The organism is Arthrobacter sp. TJ-265, from assembly GCF_058269135.1.
The window spans coordinates 27,288-47,806 of record NZ_JBZCND010000006.1; the positions used below are offsets into that span (position 1 = coordinate 27,288).

General features: G+C 70.5%; 22 protein-coding genes. 8 read left to right on the forward strand and 14 right to left on the reverse strand.

Annotation, left to right across the window (positions count from 1 at the left end; translation table 11 throughout):
• Positions 1-63: 63 nt before the first annotated feature.
• Positions 64-1,557 (forward strand): FAD-dependent oxidoreductase, encoded by a 1,494-nt coding sequence (locus AC4D2E_RS16085; protein ID WP_490910412.1) that lies wholly within the window; start codon positions 64-66, stop codon positions 1,555-1,557.
• A 76-nt stretch (positions 1,558-1,633) separates the two neighbouring features.
• Here AC4D2E_RS16085 and mscL read toward each other — a convergent pair whose 3' ends face one another.
• Positions 1,634-2,053: a large conductance mechanosensitive channel protein MscL gene (gene mscL, locus AC4D2E_RS16090; protein WP_490910413.1), complete on the reverse strand. Its 420-nt coding sequence runs from the start codon at positions 2,051-2,053 to the stop codon at positions 1,634-1,636.
• 122 nt (positions 2,054-2,175) lie between these two features.
• Complete coding sequence (locus tag AC4D2E_RS16095; protein ID WP_490953268.1) at positions 2,176-2,733, reverse strand: TetR/AcrR family transcriptional regulator; 558 nt, start codon at positions 2,731-2,733, stop codon at positions 2,176-2,178.
• Positions 2,734-2,800: 67 nt separating this feature from the next.
• Between AC4D2E_RS16095 and AC4D2E_RS16100 the strand changes: the two genes are divergently transcribed.
• Positions 2,801-4,369 (forward strand): MFS transporter, encoded by a 1,569-nt coding sequence (locus tag AC4D2E_RS16100; protein ID WP_490953324.1) that lies wholly within the window; start codon positions 2,801-2,803, stop codon positions 4,367-4,369.
• 95 nt (positions 4,370-4,464) lie between these two features.
• Here the strand turns inward: AC4D2E_RS16100 and AC4D2E_RS16105 are convergent, their stop codons facing one another.
• Positions 4,465-4,722, reverse strand: a complete 258-nt coding sequence (locus AC4D2E_RS16105) for a WGxxGxxG family protein (RefSeq protein ID WP_104167660.1) — start codon at positions 4,720-4,722, stop codon at positions 4,465-4,467.
• A gap of 190 nt (positions 4,723-4,912) precedes the next feature.
• Between AC4D2E_RS16105 and AC4D2E_RS16110 the strand changes: the two genes are divergently transcribed.
• Both AC4D2E_RS16110 and AC4D2E_RS16115 read left to right on the forward strand, forming a co-directional pair.
• Positions 4,913-5,485 (forward strand): GNAT family N-acetyltransferase, encoded by a 573-nt coding sequence (locus AC4D2E_RS16110; RefSeq protein WP_490953269.1) that lies wholly within the window; start codon positions 4,913-4,915, stop codon positions 5,483-5,485.
• 119 nt (positions 5,486-5,604) lie between these two features.
• On the forward strand, positions 5,605-7,218 hold the full coding sequence (locus tag AC4D2E_RS16115) for a peptide chain release factor 3 (protein ID WP_490953270.1): 1,614 nt from the start codon (positions 5,605-5,607) through the stop codon (positions 7,216-7,218).
• Positions 7,219-7,239: 21 nt separating this feature from the next.
• On the opposite strand, the gene AC4D2E_RS16120 is transcribed toward AC4D2E_RS16115, so the two are convergent.
• The 8 genes from AC4D2E_RS16120 to AC4D2E_RS16155 form a co-directional block, all read right to left on the reverse strand.
• Positions 7,240-8,115: a TPM domain-containing protein gene (locus AC4D2E_RS16120; protein WP_490910416.1), complete on the reverse strand. Its 876-nt coding sequence runs from the start codon at positions 8,113-8,115 to the stop codon at positions 7,240-7,242.
• The gene (locus AC4D2E_RS16125; protein WP_490953271.1) at positions 8,112-9,131 is read right to left on the reverse strand and encodes a squalene cyclase; all 1,020 of its coding nucleotides are present in this window, start codon (positions 9,129-9,131) and stop codon (positions 8,112-8,114) included. The genes AC4D2E_RS16120 and AC4D2E_RS16125 overlap by 4 nt, the downstream gene beginning before the upstream one ends.
• 82 nt (positions 9,132-9,213) lie before the next feature.
• On the reverse strand, positions 9,214-9,369 hold the full coding sequence (locus tag AC4D2E_RS16130) for a hypothetical protein (protein WP_156135027.1): 156 nt from the start codon (positions 9,367-9,369) through the stop codon (positions 9,214-9,216).
• A 1-nt stretch (position 9,370) separates the two neighbouring features.
• Positions 9,371-9,847: a DUF6325 family protein gene (locus AC4D2E_RS16135; RefSeq protein ID WP_104167656.1), complete on the reverse strand. Its 477-nt coding sequence runs from the start codon at positions 9,845-9,847 to the stop codon at positions 9,371-9,373.
• A gap of 149 nt (positions 9,848-9,996) precedes the next feature.
• Positions 9,997-10,842 carry a class II glutamine amidotransferase gene (locus AC4D2E_RS16140; RefSeq protein ID WP_490910418.1) on the reverse strand — a complete coding sequence of 282 codons (846 nt, stop codon included), beginning with the start codon at positions 10,840-10,842 and terminating at the stop codon, positions 9,997-9,999.
• Positions 10,843-11,060: 218 nt separating this feature from the next.
• A complete protein-coding gene (locus tag AC4D2E_RS16145; RefSeq protein ID WP_490953272.1) occupies positions 11,061-11,801 on the reverse strand; it encodes an ANTAR domain-containing protein in 741 nt (246 codons plus the stop codon).
• Between the two features lie 170 nt (positions 11,802-11,971).
• Positions 11,972-12,625 (reverse strand): thioredoxin-like domain-containing protein, encoded by a 654-nt coding sequence (locus tag AC4D2E_RS16150; protein ID WP_104167655.1) that lies wholly within the window; start codon positions 12,623-12,625, stop codon positions 11,972-11,974.
• 129 nt (positions 12,626-12,754) lie between these two features.
• On the reverse strand, positions 12,755-13,414 hold the full coding sequence (locus tag AC4D2E_RS16155; protein WP_490953273.1) for a DUF305 domain-containing protein: 660 nt from the start codon (positions 13,412-13,414) through the stop codon (positions 12,755-12,757).
• Positions 13,415-13,553: 139 nt separating this feature from the next.
• On the opposite strand from AC4D2E_RS16155, the gene AC4D2E_RS16160 reads away from it, so the two are divergent.
• The 3 genes from AC4D2E_RS16160 (at position 13,554) to AC4D2E_RS16170 (ending at position 16,424) form a co-directional block, all read left to right on the forward strand.
• Positions 13,554-13,880: a metal-sensitive transcriptional regulator gene (locus AC4D2E_RS16160; protein ID WP_104167653.1), complete on the forward strand. Its 327-nt coding sequence runs from the start codon at positions 13,554-13,556 to the stop codon at positions 13,878-13,880.
• A 68-nt stretch (positions 13,881-13,948) separates the two neighbouring features.
• A complete protein-coding gene (locus AC4D2E_RS16165) occupies positions 13,949-14,173 on the forward strand; it encodes a heavy-metal-associated domain-containing protein (RefSeq protein ID WP_104167652.1) in 225 nt (74 codons plus the stop codon).
• 1 nt (position 14,174) lies between these two features.
• The gene (locus tag AC4D2E_RS16170; protein WP_490910422.1) at positions 14,175-16,424 is read left to right on the forward strand and encodes a heavy metal translocating P-type ATPase; all 2,250 of its coding nucleotides are present in this window, start codon (positions 14,175-14,177) and stop codon (positions 16,422-16,424) included.
• Positions 16,425-16,461: 37 nt separating this feature from the next.
• Here the strand turns inward: AC4D2E_RS16170 and AC4D2E_RS16175 are convergent, their stop codons facing one another.
• The 3 genes from AC4D2E_RS16175 to AC4D2E_RS16185 all read right to left on the reverse strand — a co-directional run bounded on the left by AC4D2E_RS16175 (position 16,462) and on the right by AC4D2E_RS16185 (position 19,875).
• A complete protein-coding gene (locus AC4D2E_RS16175) occupies positions 16,462-17,910 on the reverse strand; it encodes an MFS transporter (RefSeq protein ID WP_490910423.1) in 1,449 nt (482 codons plus the stop codon).
• Positions 17,911-18,030: 120 nt separating this feature from the next.
• The gene (locus tag AC4D2E_RS16180) at positions 18,031-18,801 is read right to left on the reverse strand and encodes a VldE C-terminal domain-containing protein (RefSeq protein WP_490953274.1); all 771 of its coding nucleotides are present in this window, start codon (positions 18,799-18,801) and stop codon (positions 18,031-18,033) included.
• A 99-nt stretch (positions 18,802-18,900) separates the two neighbouring features.
• Entirely contained in the window at positions 18,901-19,875 is a 975-nt protein-coding gene (locus tag AC4D2E_RS16185; protein ID WP_490910425.1) for an EamA family transporter, read from the reverse strand.
• Positions 19,876-19,963: 88 nt separating this feature from the next.
• On the opposite strand from AC4D2E_RS16185, the gene AC4D2E_RS16190 reads away from it, so the two are divergent.
• Positions 19,964-20,509 carry a CGNR zinc finger domain-containing protein gene (locus AC4D2E_RS16190; RefSeq protein WP_104167649.1) on the forward strand — a complete coding sequence of 182 codons (546 nt, stop codon included), beginning with the start codon at positions 19,964-19,966 and terminating at the stop codon, positions 20,507-20,509.
• Positions 20,510-20,519 lie beyond the last annotated feature (10 nt).

Sequence of the window (20,519 nt, forward strand, 5' to 3'; positions counted from 1 at the left end):
CTTGACTGTAAGCAGGCTTAGTGGTTCGGTGGGGACCACCGACCGGATCCGGAAGGGACCACCATGAGATCGCTCTGGCTCGATACCGCTCCGCACATCCCGGCGGACACCCTGCCGGCCGGCGCCGCCTACGACTCCGTCGTCGTCGGGGCAGGACTGACAGGGCTGACGACGGCGCTCCTGCTGTCCCGGGCGGGGCACCGGGTGGCGGTCCTGGAGGCCCGGACCACCGGAGCAGTGACCACGGGCAACACCACCGCGAAGCTCTCGCTCCTGCAGGGGACGAGCATCTCGGCGATCCTGAAGCACCACGACGTCGGGCTCGCCCGGGCCTACGTCCTCGGGAACCGCGAGGGGCAGAGCTGGCTGCTGCGCTTCTGCGACGAGCACGGCATCGACTATCAGACCCGGGACGCCGTCCAGTACGCCACCACGGACACCGGAGCACGGAAGCTGACGGACGAGCACGAGGCGTGCGTCGCGGCCGGCCTCGCCACCGAGCTCGGCAGCGCGGCCGCCCTGCCCTTCCCCGTGCGGAGGACGCTGCGTCTGGAGGGCCAGGCCCAGTTCCATCCGCTGGAGGTGCTGGCCGGGCTGGCCGCCGAGTTCAGGCGGCACGGCGGCACGCTGGTCGAGGGCGTCCGCGTGCAGGGCGTCGCGAAGGCTCGCGAGGGGGCGGACGGCGTGGAGCTGAGGACCAGCGCGGGCCCGGTGGCGGCGTCGACCGTCGTCCTCGCCACGGGCATCCCCATCCTCGACCGCGGGGGCTACTTCGCCGTGCTGCAGCCCATGCGCTCGTACTGCGTGGCCCTGACCGTGGACGGCGACGTCCCGGAGGACATGTACCTCAGCGCGGACTCCCCCACCCGGTCCCTGCGCACCGCCGTCGTCGAGGGCACCACGTACCTGATCGTCGGGGGCAACGGCCACAAGGTGGGCCACAGCTCCAACACCCGGGCCAGGGTGGACGGCCTCACGCGGTGGGCACGGGAGTACTTCCCGACGGCACGCCCCGCCTACGCCTGGTCGGCCCAGGACTACACGCCGGCCGCGGCGGTCCCCTACGTGGGCAAGGTGCCCGCCGGAGGCGGCCACCTCTACGCGGCCACCGGCTACAACAAGTGGGGCATGACCAACGCGGTGACGGCGTCACTGGCCCTCGCGGGCGAGATCCTCGGCGGCAACATGCCGTGGGCCGAGACGCTGTACCGCACGCGGGTCAGCCCGGCGGACGCACTCCAGACGGCTCAGGCGAACGCCGTCGTCGGCATGGAGATGGTCACCGGGTGGCTGGGCGGCCTCGCGCGATCCTCGTCCTCCACGCCCGGCGAAGGGGAGGGCCGGGTGATCCGCGAGGGTGCGCGCCCCATCGGGGTGTGCACGGTCGACGGCGTGCAGCACCGCGTGTCGGCCGTCTGCCCGCATCTGAAGGGGATCCTCTCCTGGAACGACGCCGAGCGGTCCTGGGACTGCCCGCTCCACGGGTCTCGCTTCACGGCGGACGGGAAGCTGCTCGAGGGGCCGTCGACGTCGGACCTCGCCACGACGAGGCGCTAGCGCGCCACCACCCGGACGGCCGCGCAGAGCGGCGGGGCCTGCGGGCGGAGAGTGCGAAGACCCGCAGGCGCCCCGGTCACCGCCGGGTCTCCCTGGAGGCCAGATCCTTCAGCAGGTCGCGCATCTCCGTGAGGAGTGCGGTGTCGACCGGGATCGGCGCCTCTTCGGGGTCCTCAGGCGCGGCGAGCGCACGCAGCCGCTCACGGGCGCGGTTCATGGGTACGACGAACAGGAAGTAGACCACGGCCGCCGTGATGAGGAACGTGATGACGGCCGTGAGTACGGCGCCCACGTCGACGAAGGTGGCGTCATTGCCCGGCCGGATCCGGAAGCCGAGGCCGGCCGCGTCGATCCCGCCGGCGGAGGCGATGACCGGATTGATGATGTTCGCCGTGAAGGCGCTGACGAGGGCGGTGAACGCGCTGCCGATGACGACGGCGATCGCCAGTTCGATCACGTTGCCGCGCAGAACGAAGTCCCTGAAACCCTTGATCATCCACTGTCCCCTCGCTGAGTGCCCGGGCCGCTCGGCCCGGTCGGTCCTGTCTGCAGGCCTCACTCCAGTGAGGCCTTCCTCCCTCGGAACCGTCCCGGCGCCGGAGGACGGGACGGGGCTCGTCAGGGCGCGGTGGCGCCGCGTCCGCTCCGACTGACGATGAGATCCACGACGCCGAGGAGCTCGTCGATCTCCGCGCCACTGGTGCTGCCGGTCCCGGCCGAGGCGAAGAAGGCCGCGTCGTAGTAGAGGCCGTCGCCGAGGAGCTTGACGGCGTGCGCCGTGGTGCGGTCGCCGAGTTGAGCATCGAGCGCGTCGAGCCATTGTTCCTGGATGTCGGCGAGGGAGGCCTTCGCCGTCGGGTGCCCCTGCTGGGCGAGGCGCGCCATGGACACGAGCGCGCGGTCGAGCGGGCTGTCCTCGAAGACGGACGTCCGGACGTAGTAGCGGGCCGCCCCGTCCGGTGCCGCCGTCATCATCTCGCGGTCCTTGTCGGCGAGGCCGCGGAGGCGGTGGGCCAGGCCGTCGACGAGCGCCTCCTTGGAGGGGAAGTGATAGAGCAGTCCGCCCTTGGAGACGTCGGCGGCCGCGGCTACCGCTTCCATGGTGGCGGCCCTCTCGCCGTCGCGGATCAGGGCGTTCTCGAAGCTGTCGAGGATGCGCTCGCGGGAACTGGACACCTACTGATGATACCGGTCACGATTGTTGTACTGTACCGGCTGGACGGTATAGCTTAGGTGGATGACCATGACACCTTCCTCCTCCGCACGTGCATTCGGGGTGAACCCGCGTGCCGTTCACTCCCCCGATCCCCTGGCCGGCCGCCGCGAATGGTTCGCCCTCGCCGTGCTGATGCTGCCGGTGCTGCTGGTCTCGGTGGACAACACCGTGCTGAGCTTCGCCCTGCCCGAGATCTCCCGCCACTTCGCGACGAGCGGGACCACACTGCTCTGGATCGTCGACAGCTATCCCCTGGTGCTCGCCGGCCTGCTGGTGGCAATGGGCAGCTTCGGCGATCGCTTCGGCCGCCGCCGCCTGCTCATCATCGGCGCGGTGGGGTTCGCCGTCTTCTCGGTGGTCGCGGCGTTCGCCCCGACGGCGGCGTTCCTCGTCGCCGCACGCGTGGGTCTCGGCGTCTTCGGCGCCATGCTCATGCCCTCGACCCTCTCGCTCATCCGCAACATCTTCCTTGACCGGAACCAGCGTCGGATCGCCATCGCGGTCTGGGCCGCGGGCTTCTCGGCCGGCGCAGCGCTCGGCCCCCTGCTCGGCGGCGCCCTGCTCGAGCACTTCTGGTGGGGCTCGGTCTTCCTCCTGGCGGTTCCCGTGCTGGTGCTCATGCTCGCGCTGACCCCCGTCCTGGTGCCCGAATCGAAGGACTCCCATCCGGGGCTCGTGGACTACGCGAGCATCGTGCTGTCGATCGGCACCATGCTGCCGGTGGTCTACGCCATCAAGAACCTCGCAAAGGGAGGCCCGTTGCTCATTTCCGTGACGGCAGCCTTCATCGGCATCGCGGCCGGCACCGTCTTCGTCGCCCGCCAGCTGCAACGCCGCAACCCCATGCTCGATGTCCGCCTCTTCACGGTGCGTGCGTTCAGCGGCGCCGTCCTGGTGAACCTCTTCGCGATCTTCTCGCTCGTGGGTTTCCTGTTCTTCGTCTCGCAGCACCTCCAGCTGGTGCTCGGGCTCAGCCCGCTCGACGCCGGACTGGTCCTGCTGCCGGGCCTCCTCGTGACGATCATCGCCGGCCTCGCCGTCGTGCCGCTGGCCCGCCGGGGTCGGCCGCACCTCGTCGTCTCGGTCGCCCTGATGTTCTCGGCCGTCGCCTACGCGATGATCGCCCTGCTCGGCGAAGGCGGGTCCGCGGGCTTCCTCATGGCCGCCTTCGTGATCCTCGGGATCGGCGTGGGCGCATCCGAGACCGTCTCCAACGACCTCATCCTGTCCTCCGTCCCCGCAGCCAAGGCGGGCGCGGCATCCGCCGTGTCCGAGACCGCCTACGAGGTCGGCTCCGTCCTGGGGACCGCCGTCCTCGGCAGCATCCTGCTGGCGTCCTACCAGCGGAACCTGCTGCTCCCCACGGGACTCAGCAGCGGCCAGGCGGGGACGTCCACCGAGACCCTCGGCGGCGCGGTCGAGGTGGCGACCCAGCTCGGTCCGACCAGCGCGGCCCTGCTCCGGGACTCGGCGTTCCACGCCTTCGACAGCGGCGTCACCCTGACAGCCGGCATCGCGGCGCTGCTCATGGTCGGGGCGTCCGTCCTGGCCGCGTGGAGTCTGCGGAACACCACGGCGGAGCGCGTCGACCACTAGGCGCCCCCGGGAACACCATGAGGGCCCATTCCGGAAGGAATGGGCCCTCATGTCATCGGGCGGCCCTACGCTGCGGGCCGGCCGGGTGCCGGAACCTAGTGTCCGGTGCGGTTCGGGTCGTTGACGCTCGAGGCGCCGTTGGCACGGTGGTCGACGTGCTCCTTCTTGTTCTTCTTCAGCAGGCCGGCCAGGCCGAGGAGGCCGAGGAGGCCCCACAGGCCGTTGTCGCCGCTGTCGTCGCTCTCCTGGGTCTGGGTGGTGGGCGCCGGCTCTTCAGAGGCGATGGAAGGGGCTGCCATTCCCGTCAGGATGGCGAGGGAGAGGGCTGCGGTAGCTGCGGTCTTGCGAATCATGGCGCTCCTTAGGTTGGGAAGGGACCCTGCTTGGGACTCCTTTCATCAGCCTACTTAGCATTTGCCGACCCGTGGCCTTGGAATGAGTCTCGAAAGGGCTTGCCAGGCGCGGGACCCACGAGGTACGCGGGCACCCTCCCGCGGCACCGTGGCCGTTGTCCGGCCGGGGCGCAGGTGGAACAGTGGGGTCATGGTGATCGAGGTGCGCCCGGCGACGACGTTCGAGGATGTGGCGACGATGGTGGGACCCCGACGCGTGGACGCGAATGTCTGCTGGTGCCTCAGCTACCGGCTCCCGGCCAAGCAGAATGCCGCACTGACAGGGCAGGATCGCGGCGGCCTCGTGCAGCGCCTGTGCCATCAGGATCCGCCGCCCGGGGTGCTCGCCTACGACGGCGACGACGTCGTCGGGTGGGCCGCGGTCCACCCGCGCGCCGACACGGCATTCGCCCGCAGCCGCACGATTCCCCGCGTCGACGACGCCGACGTGTGGTCGGTGTGGTGCATCCGGGTGCGGCCGGGCCATCGCGGCCAGGGGATCTCGCATCGGCTCCTTGCCGGCGCGGTGGACTTCGCGGGCAGTCACGGAGCGCCGGCCGTCGAAGGGTATCCCGTGGACAACGCCGGCGGGAAGGTGGACACCACCATGGCCTATGTGGGCACGCGTCGGCTCTTCGAGGCCGCGGGCTTCAGGAAGGCGGCGGACACCGCGTCGGTGGTGAACGGGTTCCCGCGGATCCTCATGCGGCTCGAGCTGCCCTGACGCCGGGAACTCCGTCGGGATCCGCCGCCACAGGCCGTCCAGGGCGCCCGCACCCATGCGGACAGCGAACAGGTGCCTCCTCCGACGGGCTTCCCGCCGGCATCGGGGACAATGAAAGGGTGGCCCTGCTAACCGAATCCCCCGTCCTCGACGCCGACGCCGTCCGCCGCGAGGCCGGCCGCCGTCGTACCTTCGCCGTCATCTCGCACCCCGACGCCGGGAAGTCGACCCTCACGGAGGCGCTGGCGCTCCTCGCCCGGGCCATCCAGGACGCCGGCGTCACGCACGGCAAGTCGAGCCGTCACGCCACCGTCTCGGACTGGATGGGCATCGAGCAGGAGCGCGGCATCTCGATCAGCTCCGCGGCCCTCCAGCTGACCTACCGTGACACCATCCTCAACGTCGTCGACACCCCGGGCCACGCGGACTTCTCGGAGGACACCTACCGCGTCCTCGCCGCCGTCGACTCCGCGGTGATGCTGATCGACGCCGCCAAGGGCTTCGAACCGCAGACCGTCAAGCTGCTCGCCGTGTGCAAGGCCCGGAACATCCCGATCATCACCGTCATCAACAAGTGGGACCGGCCGGGCCTCGACGCCCTCGGCCTGATCGACGACGTCGGGGAGCGCACCGGGATGACCCCGGTCCCGCTCACCTGGCCGGCCGGGATCGCCGGGGAGTTCAAGGGACTCATCGACCTCCGGGCCGAGCGCGCGATCGCACTGACGGCCGTGGAGGCCGGCGCCCAGGCCGCCACGGAGACCGAGGTGGACATCGACGCGCTCGATCCGCGTGACGCCGGCGCCTGGCTCGATGCGCGCGAGGAGTCGGGTCTCGTCGAATCCTCGAACGGCTCCTTCGACCGCGAGGAGTTCGAGGCGGCCCGGCAGACGCCCGTCCTCTTCGCGGCCGCGGCCAAGAACTTCGGCGTCTCCCAGCTCCTCGACATCCTGGTGGACGTGGCCCCCTCCCCCTCCCCGCGGCCCTCCAAGGAGGACGAGCCGCGCCCCATCGACGCGCCGATGTCCGGCTTCGTGTTCAAGGTGCAGGCCGGCCAGGACAGCGCCCACCGCGACCACATCGCCTACCTGCGTATCTGCTCCGGCACGTTCGAGCGCGGCATGGTCATCACCAACCAGCGCACCGGGAAGCCCTTCGCCACCAAGTACGCGCACCGCGTCCTCGGACGCAGCCGCGAGGTGGTGGACACGGCGTGGCCGGGCGACGTCGTCGGGCTCGTGAACGCGACGAGCCTCCGCGTCGGCGACAGCCTGTTCGCCGAGGAGCCCGTGCAGTTCCCCGACATCCCGCGCTTCTCCCCCGAGCTGTTCGCCGTCGCCCGCGCCAAGGATCCTGGACGGTACAAGCAGTTCCGCCGCGGGATCGAACAGCTCGAGCACGAGGGCGTGGTGCAGGTGCTGCGCTCGGACCTCCGCGGCGACCAGGCGCCCGTGCTCGCCGCCGTCGGGGCACTGCAGTTCGAGGTCGCCGCCGAGCGGCTCGGCACCGAGTTCAACGCGCCGACGTCGCTGGACAATCTCTCCTACACGCTCGCGATGCGGGTGGCGCCGGAGAGCGAGGGCGTCCCGGGGACCTTCCGCGGCGGCGAGATCCTCTTCCGGTCCGACGGCGAGATCGTGGCGGTGTTCGGGGACAAGTGGAAGGTGGGGCACTTCCGGAAGGACTTCCCCGATGTCGTGCTCGAACCGATCGGCGCAGCCGTCGATCAGTAGGGCCGGCGCGTCCCCCTGCGGTCAGTAGCTGCCCGACGCCCCGCCGCCGCTGAACCCGCCGCCTCCGTTGAAGGAGGACCCCGAGGTGTCGCCCCCGCTGCCCCCGGAGTAGAGCGCAGGGTTGGCGAGATAGAGGGGGAGCCAGACGGCCGGGTTGCTCACGGCGTCGTCGTTCCGGTGGCCGTACCGGTATTTCCGGTAGGCGTCGCGCTGCTGCTCGGTGAGGCGGAGGTCCGGGTCGGCGTCCTCCGCTGCCCGCAGCTCCTCGTTCGCGATGGAACGACGGCGGCGGGAGTCCGCGGCGAACAGCCACACGATGCCGCCGAGGAGGACGGCGAGGCCGCCCGCGACCCAGCCGAGGAGCACCCAGTCGAACGGCTCCTTCACCGGCTCCTGGCCCTGCGCGTAGGTGTAGATCCGGCCGACGGCCTCCGTCAGCCCCGCAGCGTACTCCTCGTCGGCGAATGCCGGTTCGAGGACGTCCCCGATGACCTGCGCGGCGTCGTCGTCGGAGAACGCCTCGCGTACGCCGTCGGCGGTCTCGATACGCAGTTCCCGCTCCCCGGTGTCCGCGACGACGAGCACGCCGTTGTCGGCGCCGGCGTCCCCCACGCCCCAGGCGGTCGCGACGGAGCGGGCGTAGTCCTCGATGGACCCGCCGGCGTCCTCCACCGTCAGGACGGCCACGCGCGCGGCGTCGGTCCGGCCGTTGTGCCCGTCGATGAGCGCGTCGAGCTCCTGCTCCTCGGCGGACGTCAGGACATCGGCGGCGTCGAGCACGTTGCCCTCCGCCGGCGGTTCCGGCGCGGCGGCGGGTCCGGTCCCGTCGCAGCCCGTGAGGACGAGGAGCACCAGGGACGCCGTCGCCGCAATGACGCCCGGTCGACGATTCGTCATGATCCTCCCCCCTGTCTCGACGGTGCGGCGCTCTCCGCGGGGCCGCGGGCGGAATCCCACCAGTGGAGCACCCGCGCCGCGTGGAACGTCACCCAGGGGGACGGTACCCCCGCCGGCACGTCCACGTCGAACCAGGCCTCGCCGGGGTGGCGGCGCTGCTGCAGCCAGGTGCCGTCCGGCTGCCGGGCCGTGCGGACGAGCTCGACGGCGTCCTCGAGCCGGTGATCCGGCGCCGCGCCGTCATGCTCCGCTGCACGACGGAAGTAGTCCAGGGCGCGCAGTGCGCTGTAGTAGGACCGGAACGGGTAAGCGAATGCGCCGACCCAGGCCGCCACGGGTTCGCCCGTGCCCAGCCGGTACAGCAGCCGCCGGCGCAGCAGGTACTCCTCGGCCGCATGCCGGGCGGTGGTGAGCCGTCGGCTCCCGCCGGTGAGGATCTCGTAATCGAGCACTCCATCCAGAGCACTGAGGGTGGACGGGAAGGACGCCCTCCGTGAGCCCTCCACCCACGCGCAGTTCCAGCCGCCCTCGTCGACCTGGTGCTCCACGAACCACTCCGCCAGCGCACCCATGTCCAGGCCGAGCCACGCTCCGTTGGCGAGCGTCATACCGTTGATGCAGGCGTCCACCTCGCCACCCCAGTAGGGCAGGTCGTCGTATTCCCAGCGGCTGTTGACCCGGAGCCGCTCCGCGGTGTCCCTCAGGGCGTCGGCGTCCAGACCCCATTGCCGCAAGCTCGTCAGGGACCAGGTGGTCGCCGTCCAGGGCTGGCCGTCCGACGCGGCGGCTTCGAGACCCTCCAGGTCGAACCCGGCGGGGAAGAACGCGCCACCGGCCCACTGCCCATCGGCGTCCTGATGGGCCAGGAGCCGTGCGCCGAAACCCTCCGTGGCGACAAGGTCCCGCGTGTGCATCCAGGCCTCCTCCGGCGCACCGGCGAGGTCCCGCTCCACCTGCCATCGGAGCGCGGGATCCGAGGTCAGGAGCCAATCGATCAGGGAGCCGTCCAGCGCCATGGACCGCAGAGTACGGCGCCTCCGCACGCGCCACAAGACCCGAACCTGTCAGGGATGCACTTGTGACGCGCCTGCGGTGACGTCAGTCGCGGCGGTCGCGGCGATCCTCGCGCCGGTCCCCGCGGTCGTCCCGTCGATCCTCCCTGCGGTCTCCGCGACGGTTGATCCCGTGGGCGACGACGATGGCGCCGCCGACGGCGGCGGCGGTCCTGCGCCTGCGTCGTGCTGCGAGTGGCATGTCAGACTCCTTCCTTCATTCCTTCGGCTGACCGGGATTCGGCCTCATCGGCCTGGAAGGCGGCGATGACGGCCTGGGTCGGGATCCGGCCGCTGGCCACGAGCTGGCCGCCGGCCTTCCGGACGGCCGCACCGAACGGGGCCGCCCACTGGTTCTCCCAGACGAGTACAGCGGCGGAATGGCCGGGCTCGATCGTCTCGGCCAGGTCCAGGATGTCCTGCTCGGAGAGCACCATGGCGAGCTCTGCCTCGGCCATGCGCACCCCGCCGAGCTCGGTCTCGTCGAGGTCGGAGATCTCCGCCGTCTCGAGGGCGCCATCCGCGTTCTTCCGCAGGAACGCCATGTCGAGGACCCTGACGAGTTCACGGTTGACCAGGTCGTCCAGGAACGGGGCGATCTGGCCTCTACCGAAGTCCGGTCCGGGGAACTCCACGACGAGCCAATCCACCGGCCCTAGTTCATCCAATGTCTCAGCCATGCTGAAGACCTCCGTTTCTCAGTGTCACGGGCGGTCCGACGGGCCACCGCAGTCTCATCCTGTGCGCCGGTCACAGGCGGCGCGTCACCCGCCCGGGGTGACCTCCCGGCGGGCGCCATCACGTCCGGCGGACGGATGCCGGAGATGTGTCAGACAGCTGCGGCGACCGGAAGCGCAGGGGCGAACGGGTACAGTTCCTGCTCGCCTCCGTGAACGACGACGCAGGTGGCGTCCGGCACTTCCCGCCATGCGCCACGGAGATCGCCCAATGGCTCGGAGACCACCAGCCGCGCATCGTCCGAGAGTTCGTGGATCAGGGGGTTGTCCGGGTACTGGGCGCGGAGGGTCGCGATGTCGTTGCTGTGGAACAGTGATCGCGAGTTGCCCTCGCTCGAGTACCGGAAGGCCCAGGTGGTGTCGCCGTCGGTGGTGGCGACCGTCATCTGGATGGGGTAGTCGATGCCGTGGCGCCGTCCGGTGTCCTCGATCAGCCCCACGGCCTCCGCGACCGCTGCACGGGGGTTCCGCTCAAGCCCGAAGGTCAGGGCGAGGTAGAAGAACAGCTCCGAGTCCGTCGACCCTTCGATCTCGGGGTAGAGGCTGGGCTCGACCGCCATGGCCAGATCGCGCTTCACCTTCGGGAAGTCCAGGAGCACCCCGTTGTGCATCCAGAGCCACCGGCCGTGACGGAACGGGTGGCAGTTCGTCTGCTGGACGGCTGTGCCGGTCGTGGCACGGATGTGGGCGAAGACGCGGCCTGCCGAGGCGTGCCCTGCGAGCTCGCGCAGGTTGCGGTCGTGCCAGGCAGGCTCCGTGCTGTGGTAGACCCCGGGGGTCGGCCCGGTCCCGTACCACCCGACGCCGAACCCGTCCCCGTTGGTGGTCTCGACGCCCATCCGTGAGTGCTTGCTCTGCATGACGAGGGAGTTGACGGGTCTGTAGAGGAGGTCGTCCAATCGCACGGGGGAACCTGAGTACGCTAGCCAACGACACATGTCGTCTCCTTCGGGTCGGGCCGGATCTGCACACCGGGCCGGAGCCAGTCCGCCGGCCCTCCTGGCCGTCTCAGCCATGCTGAAGACGTCCGTACTCATCCTGCGCACCGGCGATACGCGACACGTCACCCGCGCGGGGTGACCTCGCGCCCCGGGCCGGGAGCAACCACCCGATCGGCCCGGGGTGCCCGGAAGCGCGACGATGGGGGTCCGCGCGGTCAGGGGACGAAGTGCGTCTCGGGGAGCTGCTGGCCGATCGAGGTGACCACGGCGGCGGCGACGTCCGCCAGCTTCATGTTCCGTCCGCTGGACGCGGCCTTGAGGATGGTGATGGCCGCCTCGTGGCTGCACCGGTTCTGACCCATGATGATGCCCGCCGCCACGTCGATCGTGGTCCGCGAGTTCATCGCGGCCCGCAGGTGCTCGCCCGTGTCGGTGAGATGGGCCACCCGGACCGCCAGGCGGAGGAACTTCGAGGCCTCGGTGGCCAGTTGCACGGCCTCGGCGATGGACTCGTCGTCGAAGGCGCGGGGCTGCGGCGAGTACAGGTTCAGGCCGGCCGCCGCGAGGCCGTCCAACGGGATGGGCACGCCGACGGCGGAGCGCATCCCGTGCTCCACGATGGCTGCCGTGTAGTCGCCGAAGCGCTTCTCCTCGAGGAAGTCCTCCACGTGGTAGACCTGACCGTCCCGGGCAGCCCGGATGCACGGTCCGTCGTCGAACGCGTACTGGACCTCGTCCATGAGTTTCGCCTGCTCGCTGCTGCTGGCCACCGTCCCCGTGGACCGGCGCCGCAGGAGCGTGACTCCGGACATCACTTCCCGGGCCGGGGTCGAGAGGGTGTCCGCGGCCAGTCTCGCGAGCCCGTCGAGGAACTCGTTGATGTCCGTGCTGTCCAGGACCAGGTCCTGCAGCATCCCGGGAAGGGACAGTTCTCCGAGAATCCGGTCGTCGGTCACGACGGGCACCTTCCGATCATCAGGGGCCGCCAATGTGCAGCCCTGACTAGCCACGGTACCGAAGTGTTCATCCGGGGAGACAACGGAGGCGCCGGGGACGGCGCCACGGCGGGTGGATTACGGCGGCGCGGCAGCCCGGGGTGGGTCCGCCGCGCCGTCGTCGGGATCGCCTAGGAGGCGAGGCCCGCGGGCGTGATGCCGCCGGAACAGGCCGCACCCGGTTCGCGGGTCTGCTCTCCCTGGATGTACTTGGTGAGGAAGGTGGCGAGGCGGGGGTCGTCGGCGGAGTCCACCGTGAGCTGGATGCCCCAGGCGCTGGCGGCGACGGGTGACTCGAGGTCCGGGTAGGGGCTGAGCAGCACGTAGGAGCGCTCACCCACGAGCTCGGTCAGCGTGTCGATCTCCGCCTGGCCGATGTCCGGGTTGTACGCGATCCAGACGGCACCGTGCTCCAGCGAGTGGACGGAGTTCTCGTTCGGGATGGGTTCGGTGTAGACGCCGCAGTTGGTCCAGACGGGGTTGTGATCGCCCCCGACGGGCGGCGACTGCTCGTACTCCACGGGGCCGTCCACGTGCTCGAACGTCACGTCGGGGTATTCCTGGACACCCTCGATGGGCTGGGACGCCTGGGCCTCGCGCTCCCGGTTGTCCTGCACCTGGCTGACGATGACCAGGGTCACCGCGATGATGATCGCCAGGATGACGGCGCCGATCCCGCCGAAGATGAGGGCGTTGCGCTTGCGTTCACCCGCCCGCTGCTGGGCTTGGATGGCGGCCAGGCGCGCTTGGCGGTCCTGGTTCTCCTGAGACCGTTTCTTGTTCAACGAGGTGTCCTTCGGTGCTGGGGTGGCTGCGGCGGTCGCCGCGGTTCGGTTAGCGCCGGAACCCAATGTACCGGCGGGAGCCGTCCGTCCCTGAACCGCCCCGCGGGGCGGCGGCAGGGCAGGGCGGCGCTACAGGGCGTCGAGCATGGTCTGCATGAGGGTGATCTCGGCCTGCTGGCCGGACTGGATCTTCGTGGACAGCGTGCGGACCTGCTCCGTCTCGGCGAGCTCGGCCCCGGCCGCGGCCATGTCCACGCCCGCCTCATGATGGTCGATCATGAGCGTCAGGTACAGCCGCTCGGCGTCCTCGCCGCGCGCAGCGCGCAGCTCGTCGAGCTGCGCTGCGGTCGCCATGCCGGGCATGAGCCCGTCCGGCATGAGCATGGACCCGGCATCGGCCCCCGCCCCCATGTCCATCCCTGCGTGGTCACCCGAGCCCGCCATCCATTCCATGCGTGGCTGCGCGTCGCTCTGCGGCAGCCCCCACTCCTCGAGCCAGGCGTACATCTGCCCCGCCTGCTGCTGCTGGGTCAGTGCGATGTCGTACGCGATGGTACGGAGGGTCTCGTCGTCCACGTTGTCGCGCACGATCATGGACATCTCCACGGCCTGGTTGTGGTGCACCTGCATGTCCCGGGCGAACCCCGCATCAGCGCTGCCGGCGTCGGGGTAGGAGGGACCGGCGGAGACTCGGCCGGCGGTGAAGGCGAGAGCGAACAACGCGACGACGGCGATTGCGGCGAGGATCAGGAGGACTCGCTTCTGCCAGCCCGACAGCGAGAGGGTCATGGACGTCCTTGGGTCGAGAGTGTGCCGGTTAGCCAACGTACGGCATTCCGCTGGGTGTTCCCTCCACGCAGGAATAACCGTAGGGCTTGGCGGTTATACCCCCCAAGGGTATCGTGGACCGTATGCGAGGAGCCAAGTCATGACCACCGGGACCAATGCGGAGACCACCGTGCAGCACGGCTACACGGCGGACAAGGACGCCTATCTCAAACGGCTGCGGCGGGTCGAGGGCCAGGTCCGCGGCATTGCGCGGATGGTCGAGGAGGACAAGTACTGCATCGACATCCTGACGCAGGTCGCGGCCGTCAACAAGGCACTGCACGCCGTCTCGATGGGATTGCTCGAGGAGCACATCGCGCACTGCGTCGTCGGAGCCGCACAGGACGCACAGACCTCCGGCGACAGCGATGCCGTGCAGGAGAAGGTCCAGGAAGCCACCGCCGCGATCGGCCGCCTCCTGCGCTAGCAGCAGACCCCGTCAGCACCCAGCCCGTCCCCCATCCCCGTACTGATCCATCCACCGAGGAGACCACCATGAGCACCACCACCGTCAACATCACCGGCATGACCTGCGGCCACTGCGTCAGCGCGGTCAAGAGTGAACTGTCGGAACTTCCCGGCGTCGAGACCGTCGACGTCGAACTCGTGAACGGCGGCACCTCCACCGCCACCATCTCCTCCTCCACGCCACTGGACGCCGCCTCGATCGACGGCGCCGTCGCCGAGGCCGGCTACACCGTGGTGCCCGCCGGGTCCTGACGTGGCCACCCAGCAGGTCCCGGTCCGGAGGACCGAGCAGGAGCACCGCGTCGTCCAACTCTCGATCCAGGGCATGACCTGCGCGTCGTGCGTCGGGCGGGTCGAGCGGAAGCTCGGCAAGCTCGACGGCGTCGAGGCGAGCGTCAACCTGCCGCTGGAGAGCGCCGTCGTCCGGGTGCCGGCCACCGTCAGCGACCAGGACCTGATCGACACCGTGGTGGCCACCGGCTACGGCGCCCATGTGGTGCACCCCGAGCACCCCGAGGACGGCGGGCACGACCACGCGCCGTCGCTCCTCCGGGCGCGCCTCATCCTCGCGGCCGTCCTGTCCGTGCCGGTGCTGCTGATCTCGATGGTGCCCGGCCTCCAGTTCGCGAACTGGGGCTGGGTGGTCTTCGCGCTGTCCGTCCCGGTGGTGACATGGTCCGCGTGGCCGTTCCACCGCGCGGCGGCCATCAATGCACGCCACCTGTCCTCCACCATGGACACGCTCGTCTCCATCGGCGTCACGGCCGCCTTCCTGTTCTCGGCCGGGCAGCTCCTCGCCGATCCCGCCCTGACCCAGCACGCCGGGATGGCCGGCATGGACATGACGGAGCACTCCCTCTACTTCGAGGTGGCCGCCGTCGTCGTCACCTTCCTCCTGCTCGGCCGCTTCCTCGAGGCGTCCGCGAAACAGCGCGCCGGCGACGCCCTGAAGTCCCTCCTGAGCCTCGGCGCGAAGGAGGCGCGTGTGCTGCGCACCGTCGACGGCGAGCGCACCGAGGTCACGCTGCCCGCCGATGCGCTGATCCCCGGGGACGCGTTCGTCGTCCGTCCGGGCGAGAAGATCGCGACCGACGGCACGGTCACCGAAGGGCACAGTGCCGTGGACACCGCCCTGCTCACGGGCGAGAGCATCCCCGTCGAGGTGGGCCCCGGCGACACCGTGACGGGTGCGACCATCAACACGTCGGGCCGCCTCGTGGTGCAGGCCACCCGCGTCGGGTCGGACACCGTACTGTCCCAGATGGGCCGCCTCGTCAGCCAGGCGCAGAGCGGGAAGGCGCGCATCGCTCGGCTCGCCGACCGCATCAGCGCCGTCTTCGTCCCGGTGGTCCTCGTGCTCGCGATCCTGACGTTCGTGCTGTGGCTCGTGCTGACGGGCGACCTCGACGCGGCCTTCACGGCATCCGTGACGGTGCTGGTGATCGCCTGCCCGTGCGCGCTCGGCCTCGCCACGCCCACCGCACTCCTGACCGGCACCGGCCGCGGCGCCCAGCTGGGCATCCTCATCCGCGGCCCCCAGGTCCTCGAGGACACCCGCACCGTGGACACCATCGTGCTGGACAAGACCGGCACCGTCACCACGGGCACCATGGCCGTGGACGACGTCGTCGCGCTCGCCGCCGTTCCGGCACCCGACCTGCTGCGCCTCGCCGGAGCCGTGGAGGCCGCGAGCGAGCACCCCATAGCGCAGGCCATCGCGCAGCACGCCGCCGCTGCCGGCCGGCTGCCCGGGGCGCACGCCTTCTCGAGCGCGCCCGGGGGCGGCGTACGCGGGGAGGTCGACGGCGTCGTGGTCACCGTGGGGCGGGCCGGTTGGCTCGAGCGCCACGGGATCCGGCCGACCGACGGACAGGCGGCCACGTTCACGGCGGCCGAGGACGCCGGGCGGACGGCCATCTGGGTGGCGATCGGGGACGACGTCGCAGGCCTCGTCACGCTCTCCGACACCGTCAAGGACGGCTCGGCGGCCGCCGTCCGGCGGCTGCGCGGCCTCGGGCTGCGGCCCGTCCTGCTCACCGGCGACAACCGGGCCGTCGCCCTGCAGGTGGCCGCCGTCGTCGGGATCGACGCCGCCGATGTGCGCGCCGGGGTCACACCCGAGGGCAAGGTGGATGCCATCCGGGAGCTGCAGGCCGCCGGGGCGACCGTCGCCATGGCGGGCGACGGCGTCAACGACGCCGCGGCGCTCGCGCAGGCGGACCTCGGGATCGCCATGGGTTCCGGCACTGACGTCGCCATCGAGGCAGCGGACCTCACCGTGATGGGCAACAGCCTGGAGCAGGTGGCGCAGGCCATCGAGCTGTCCCGCCGCACGCTCGGCACCATCAAGGGGAACCTGTTCTGGGCGTTCTTCTACAACGCCGTCGGCATCCCCGTCGCCGCGCTGGGCCTGCTCAACCCGATGCTGGCGGGGGCGGCGATGGCCGCGAGCTCGGTGCTCGTCGTCGCGAACTCGCTGCGCCTGCGGCGCTTCGGGCGGTGACCCTCCGGGCCGGTCGCGGCTCGGCAGGGACTGCCGGTCACGGTGCTTCGGCCGCCGGCGCTTCCTCCGCAGCCGCGCGGGCATAGGACGCCGAGACCCGGCGATAGACGGGCGTCAGGAAGGCCAGGACGGCGGCCACGATGATGACGATGCCCGCCACCAGGAACACGAGGGCGATGCCACGGGAGGTGCCCTCCCCCAGCAGCGGGGCCAGCTGGGCCGCGCCCTCCACCGAGCGCGCGTACGGGATGATCCAGAACTGCGCGATCGGCGCGATGAGGAACGCGGTGATCGGCGCGGCCGCGGACTCGAACGCCATGGCGAAGCCGAAGACACGCCCCTGCCGGGGCAAGGGGACCACCCGCTGGATGACGGTCTGCTCGGCGGCCTCGACGAACGGCACCAGGACCAGGTAGAGCCAGATACCGAGGACGTACAGCCACCCCCATTCCCGGAGGGTGAATGCCGCGCCGACGACCCCCATCATGATCACCGCGATGAGCATGGTACGGAGGGGATTCGGGCCGAGGCCGAATTTGCCGATCAGGGCGCCGCCGACGATGAACCCGCTGGCGCCGAGGGCGAAGTAGGTCCCCCACAGTTCCACCGGGAACAGCTCGAGGCCGTAGGGGTCCATCAGCGCCATGTAGACGCCGCCCACGAAGTTGTTGAACGTGGAGAACAGGATGAGCGCGAACAGCCCGGAGATCGCGAGGACCGCGGCGACGGAACCGCGCAGGTCGAACCCGCCCTGCGCATCGGTTGCCGCTGCGCGCACCTCCTCGGGCATGCGCAGCGTCAGCAGGTGCGCGAAGGCGAGCGCCGTCAGCACCAGGGCGACGACGATCGTCCAGCCCATGCCGATCAACCCGATCGACAGCCCGGAGAGCACCGACGTGATGATGAACATCAGTCCCTGCACCATGCCGACCAGCCCGTTGGCATTGGCTCTCCGGTCCGGCTCGATGAGGATGGTCACGGTGGTGGACAGCGCGATGTTCCGCATGTTCTCCACGACGGCACCGATCAGGATGATCAGGGTGAAGACCCAGAACCACGGCTGCTGCAGATCGAGGAGACCGGCGGCGGGCGTCACCAGGAACATGACCCCGGCCAGCACGAACATCACCAGCGTGAAACCGGCCGCGAAGCGCATGACGGAGAGCTTGCGGTAACGGTCCACGAACGTGCCGAAGCTGATGCTGGAGAGGGCGATCAACAGCATGTACGCGCCCCCGATCACGCCGGTGGCGATCACGTTGCGCGTCTGCAGGTAGGCCCAGAAGGTCAGGGCGAACCAGAGGTAGCTGGTGGTGATGTTCGCAAGCCCGGTGTTCACGAGGATGCCGAGGAAGGTGCGGTTCCGCTCGGCCGGGGTGCGGAAGGAGGTTGCCTGCGGCGAGCGGCCGGCCGGGTCCCCGGAGGGAAGTGCGCCGCCCTGGGGAGCCGTGACGGCCCCGGGTGGGGCCGGATCCTGCCCGGTCATGCGCACCAGTGTAATGGGGGTCGGCGCCCGCCTGAAGGGGTGGCCGGCCCGCGTCCCGCGGGACTGCCTGACCCTTCGTGACGGGGTTGACAGACCACTGCAGGGCGCCCGCGCACTCCGTCAGGTGCCTCCGCGCAGCACGTCGACGTGCACGTGATCGAGGTGGCGCAGGATCTCGTTGGCCGGCTCGGGCGCCTCGTAGTCGCCCCACTGCGCCCTAGAGGAGTGGGCGCTCCAGAAACGGTCGTCGAAGATGACGTACTGGACGTCGAGGTCCTCGGCGTGCGCGACGAGCCAGTGGGCCACCAGCCACCCGGCGCGTCGGTTCTCCTCCGTCACGGGGCGGAAGAAGACATCGATGCCCCGACCGTCGTAGTGCGTGGACTCCGCACCGTGTCCCTGCCCTACTCCGCCCGGAGCGAACCCGCCCAGGCTCTGGTCGCCGAACACCTCTGCCATCGCCAGGCGGACCTGCTCGGCGCGCGGGGTCAGGCCGGTGGCCGTCAGGTCCTCCACCGGGAGGCCGTCGGCCGCAGAACCACGGCAGGCCAGGCCGGGACCGGCATCATCGGCCGGTCCCTCCGCGAGCCGCTGCAGGACCGCGTCGTCGATCCCGGCGGTGTCCGGAGCCGGTACCCCGCGGGCCGTGAGCGCCACCGCCGTCGTGGCCTGCTTCGCCTCGCTCCGGGTGAGTCCGATCTCCCCCTCGGAGGTCCGGACGGTGCACTCCGCACCCCCGAGCACCGGACCACCTGCGGTCCGCAAGCTACTCAGCAGGCCGGCTCCGAGGAGCACGAGCACGGACGCGAGCATGCCGATCACGAGCAGACCCAGGAGCAGACGACGACGCCGGCCCGGGCGTCCTCGCAAGTGCCCGGTGATGCTGTCCATGGTTCGCGTGCCTTCCTGTCGGGGTGGCAGGGCCCGGAAGAGACGACGCTGCTGAAGGTTCAACCGATCACGGCGGGGTGGGAGTTCCCGTCGCCGACCTCAGGGACGTGGCAGCGGCTCCACGGGGTTGGGCTGGTCGAGCGCCGCCTCGAGGTCGCCGTCGGGCGTGGACCGCAGTTCGTCCACCCGGACGCACACCACGCCGGCCACGATCAGCAGCCCGCCGAGCAGCTGCACGGGACCTGGCAACTCGCCGAGGATCAGCCACGCCGCGAGCACGGCGAACATCACCTCGGTGAGGGCCACGAAACTCGCCACCTTCGAGCCGAGGCGCTGCGCGGCGAGGATGCCCGTCACGTAGGCGGCGACCGTCGCGACCAGCACGAGGACGGCCACCGGGACGATCCAGCTGTAGGTGCCCCCGGCCAGGCGGACGTCCGAGAACACGAACCGGAACGGCATGATGTTCGTCAGACCGAGGACCGAGATGGTCACCGCCGCCACCACCATGCCCCCGCCGGCCATGACGATCGGCGGCAGGGTCTCGTCCACCCGCGCGGACATGAGGAAGAAGACCACGAGGCAGACGGCGGCCGCGAGACCGAACAGCACGCCGACGGGATCGAGCCGGGCGTCACCCGTCAGGTCCAGGACCAGCAGGAGCCCGAGGATCGCCGTGACGGACCCGATGATCGTCAGCGTGTGCGGGGCAGTGCGCGAGCGCAGCCAGAGGAATCCCACGAGCAGCACGGGCGCCAGGTATTCGAGCAGCAACGACACCCCCACGGACATGCGCTGCACAGCGTTGAAGTAGAAGAGCTGGCAGAGCGCGATCGCCGTCGTCCCGTAGATCACGATGGTCAGCGCGTTGCCGCGCAGGGTGGACCAGCGGCCGCGGAGGGCGATCAGCGCCGGGACGAGCAGGACGACGGCGGCGCCCCCGATCCGCAGCCCCACGGCGGCGCCGGGGCTCCAGCCGATCTCGAGCAGGGACTTCGCGAACGGGCCGGAGACGCCGAACGTCGCGGCGGAGACGAGCGCTATCCAGAGGCCGGCGGTGGGGCGCAGGGACACGACCTCTCCCTTCGGATCGATGCTTGGTGTCAGGGGTGACAAATGGTTATGGTCGTGACACTAGACCGGCGCGATGTCAGGAGTCAACATGTCTTTCACCTATGACACAGAGGTGGCACTCTCGACCGTGGCAGCGCTGATCAACACCGCGAAGGATGACCTGGACCCCCTGACGACGCCGGAGGGGCTCGACCGCTTCCTCGAGGAGCAGCGGTTCAGCGGCTCCCGCACCCGCACCGACGCCGAGCTACGATCCGTGCGCGCGTTACGCACCGAACTGGAGTGCATCTGGTTCGCGGAGGAGGACACCGCCGTCGGGCTCGTCAATGCGATCCTCCGCCGCGCGAACGCACTCCCACAACTGGTCCGCCATGACGAGTGGGACTGGCACTTCCACGCCACCGCACCCGAGGCTCCGCTCGGGGAACGGATGGCCACGGAGGCGGCCATGGCCCTCGCCGACGTCATCCGTGGACATGAGCTGGACCGCCTCCGCTCCTGCGCGGCCGACGACTGCGACGGGGTGGTGCTCGACCTCACCCGCAACCGCTCGAAGCGCTTCTGCGATACCGGCAACTGCGCGAACCGGACGCACGTGAAGGCGTACCGTGCCCGGAAGGCCCGGAGCGCCTGACCGGCACCCG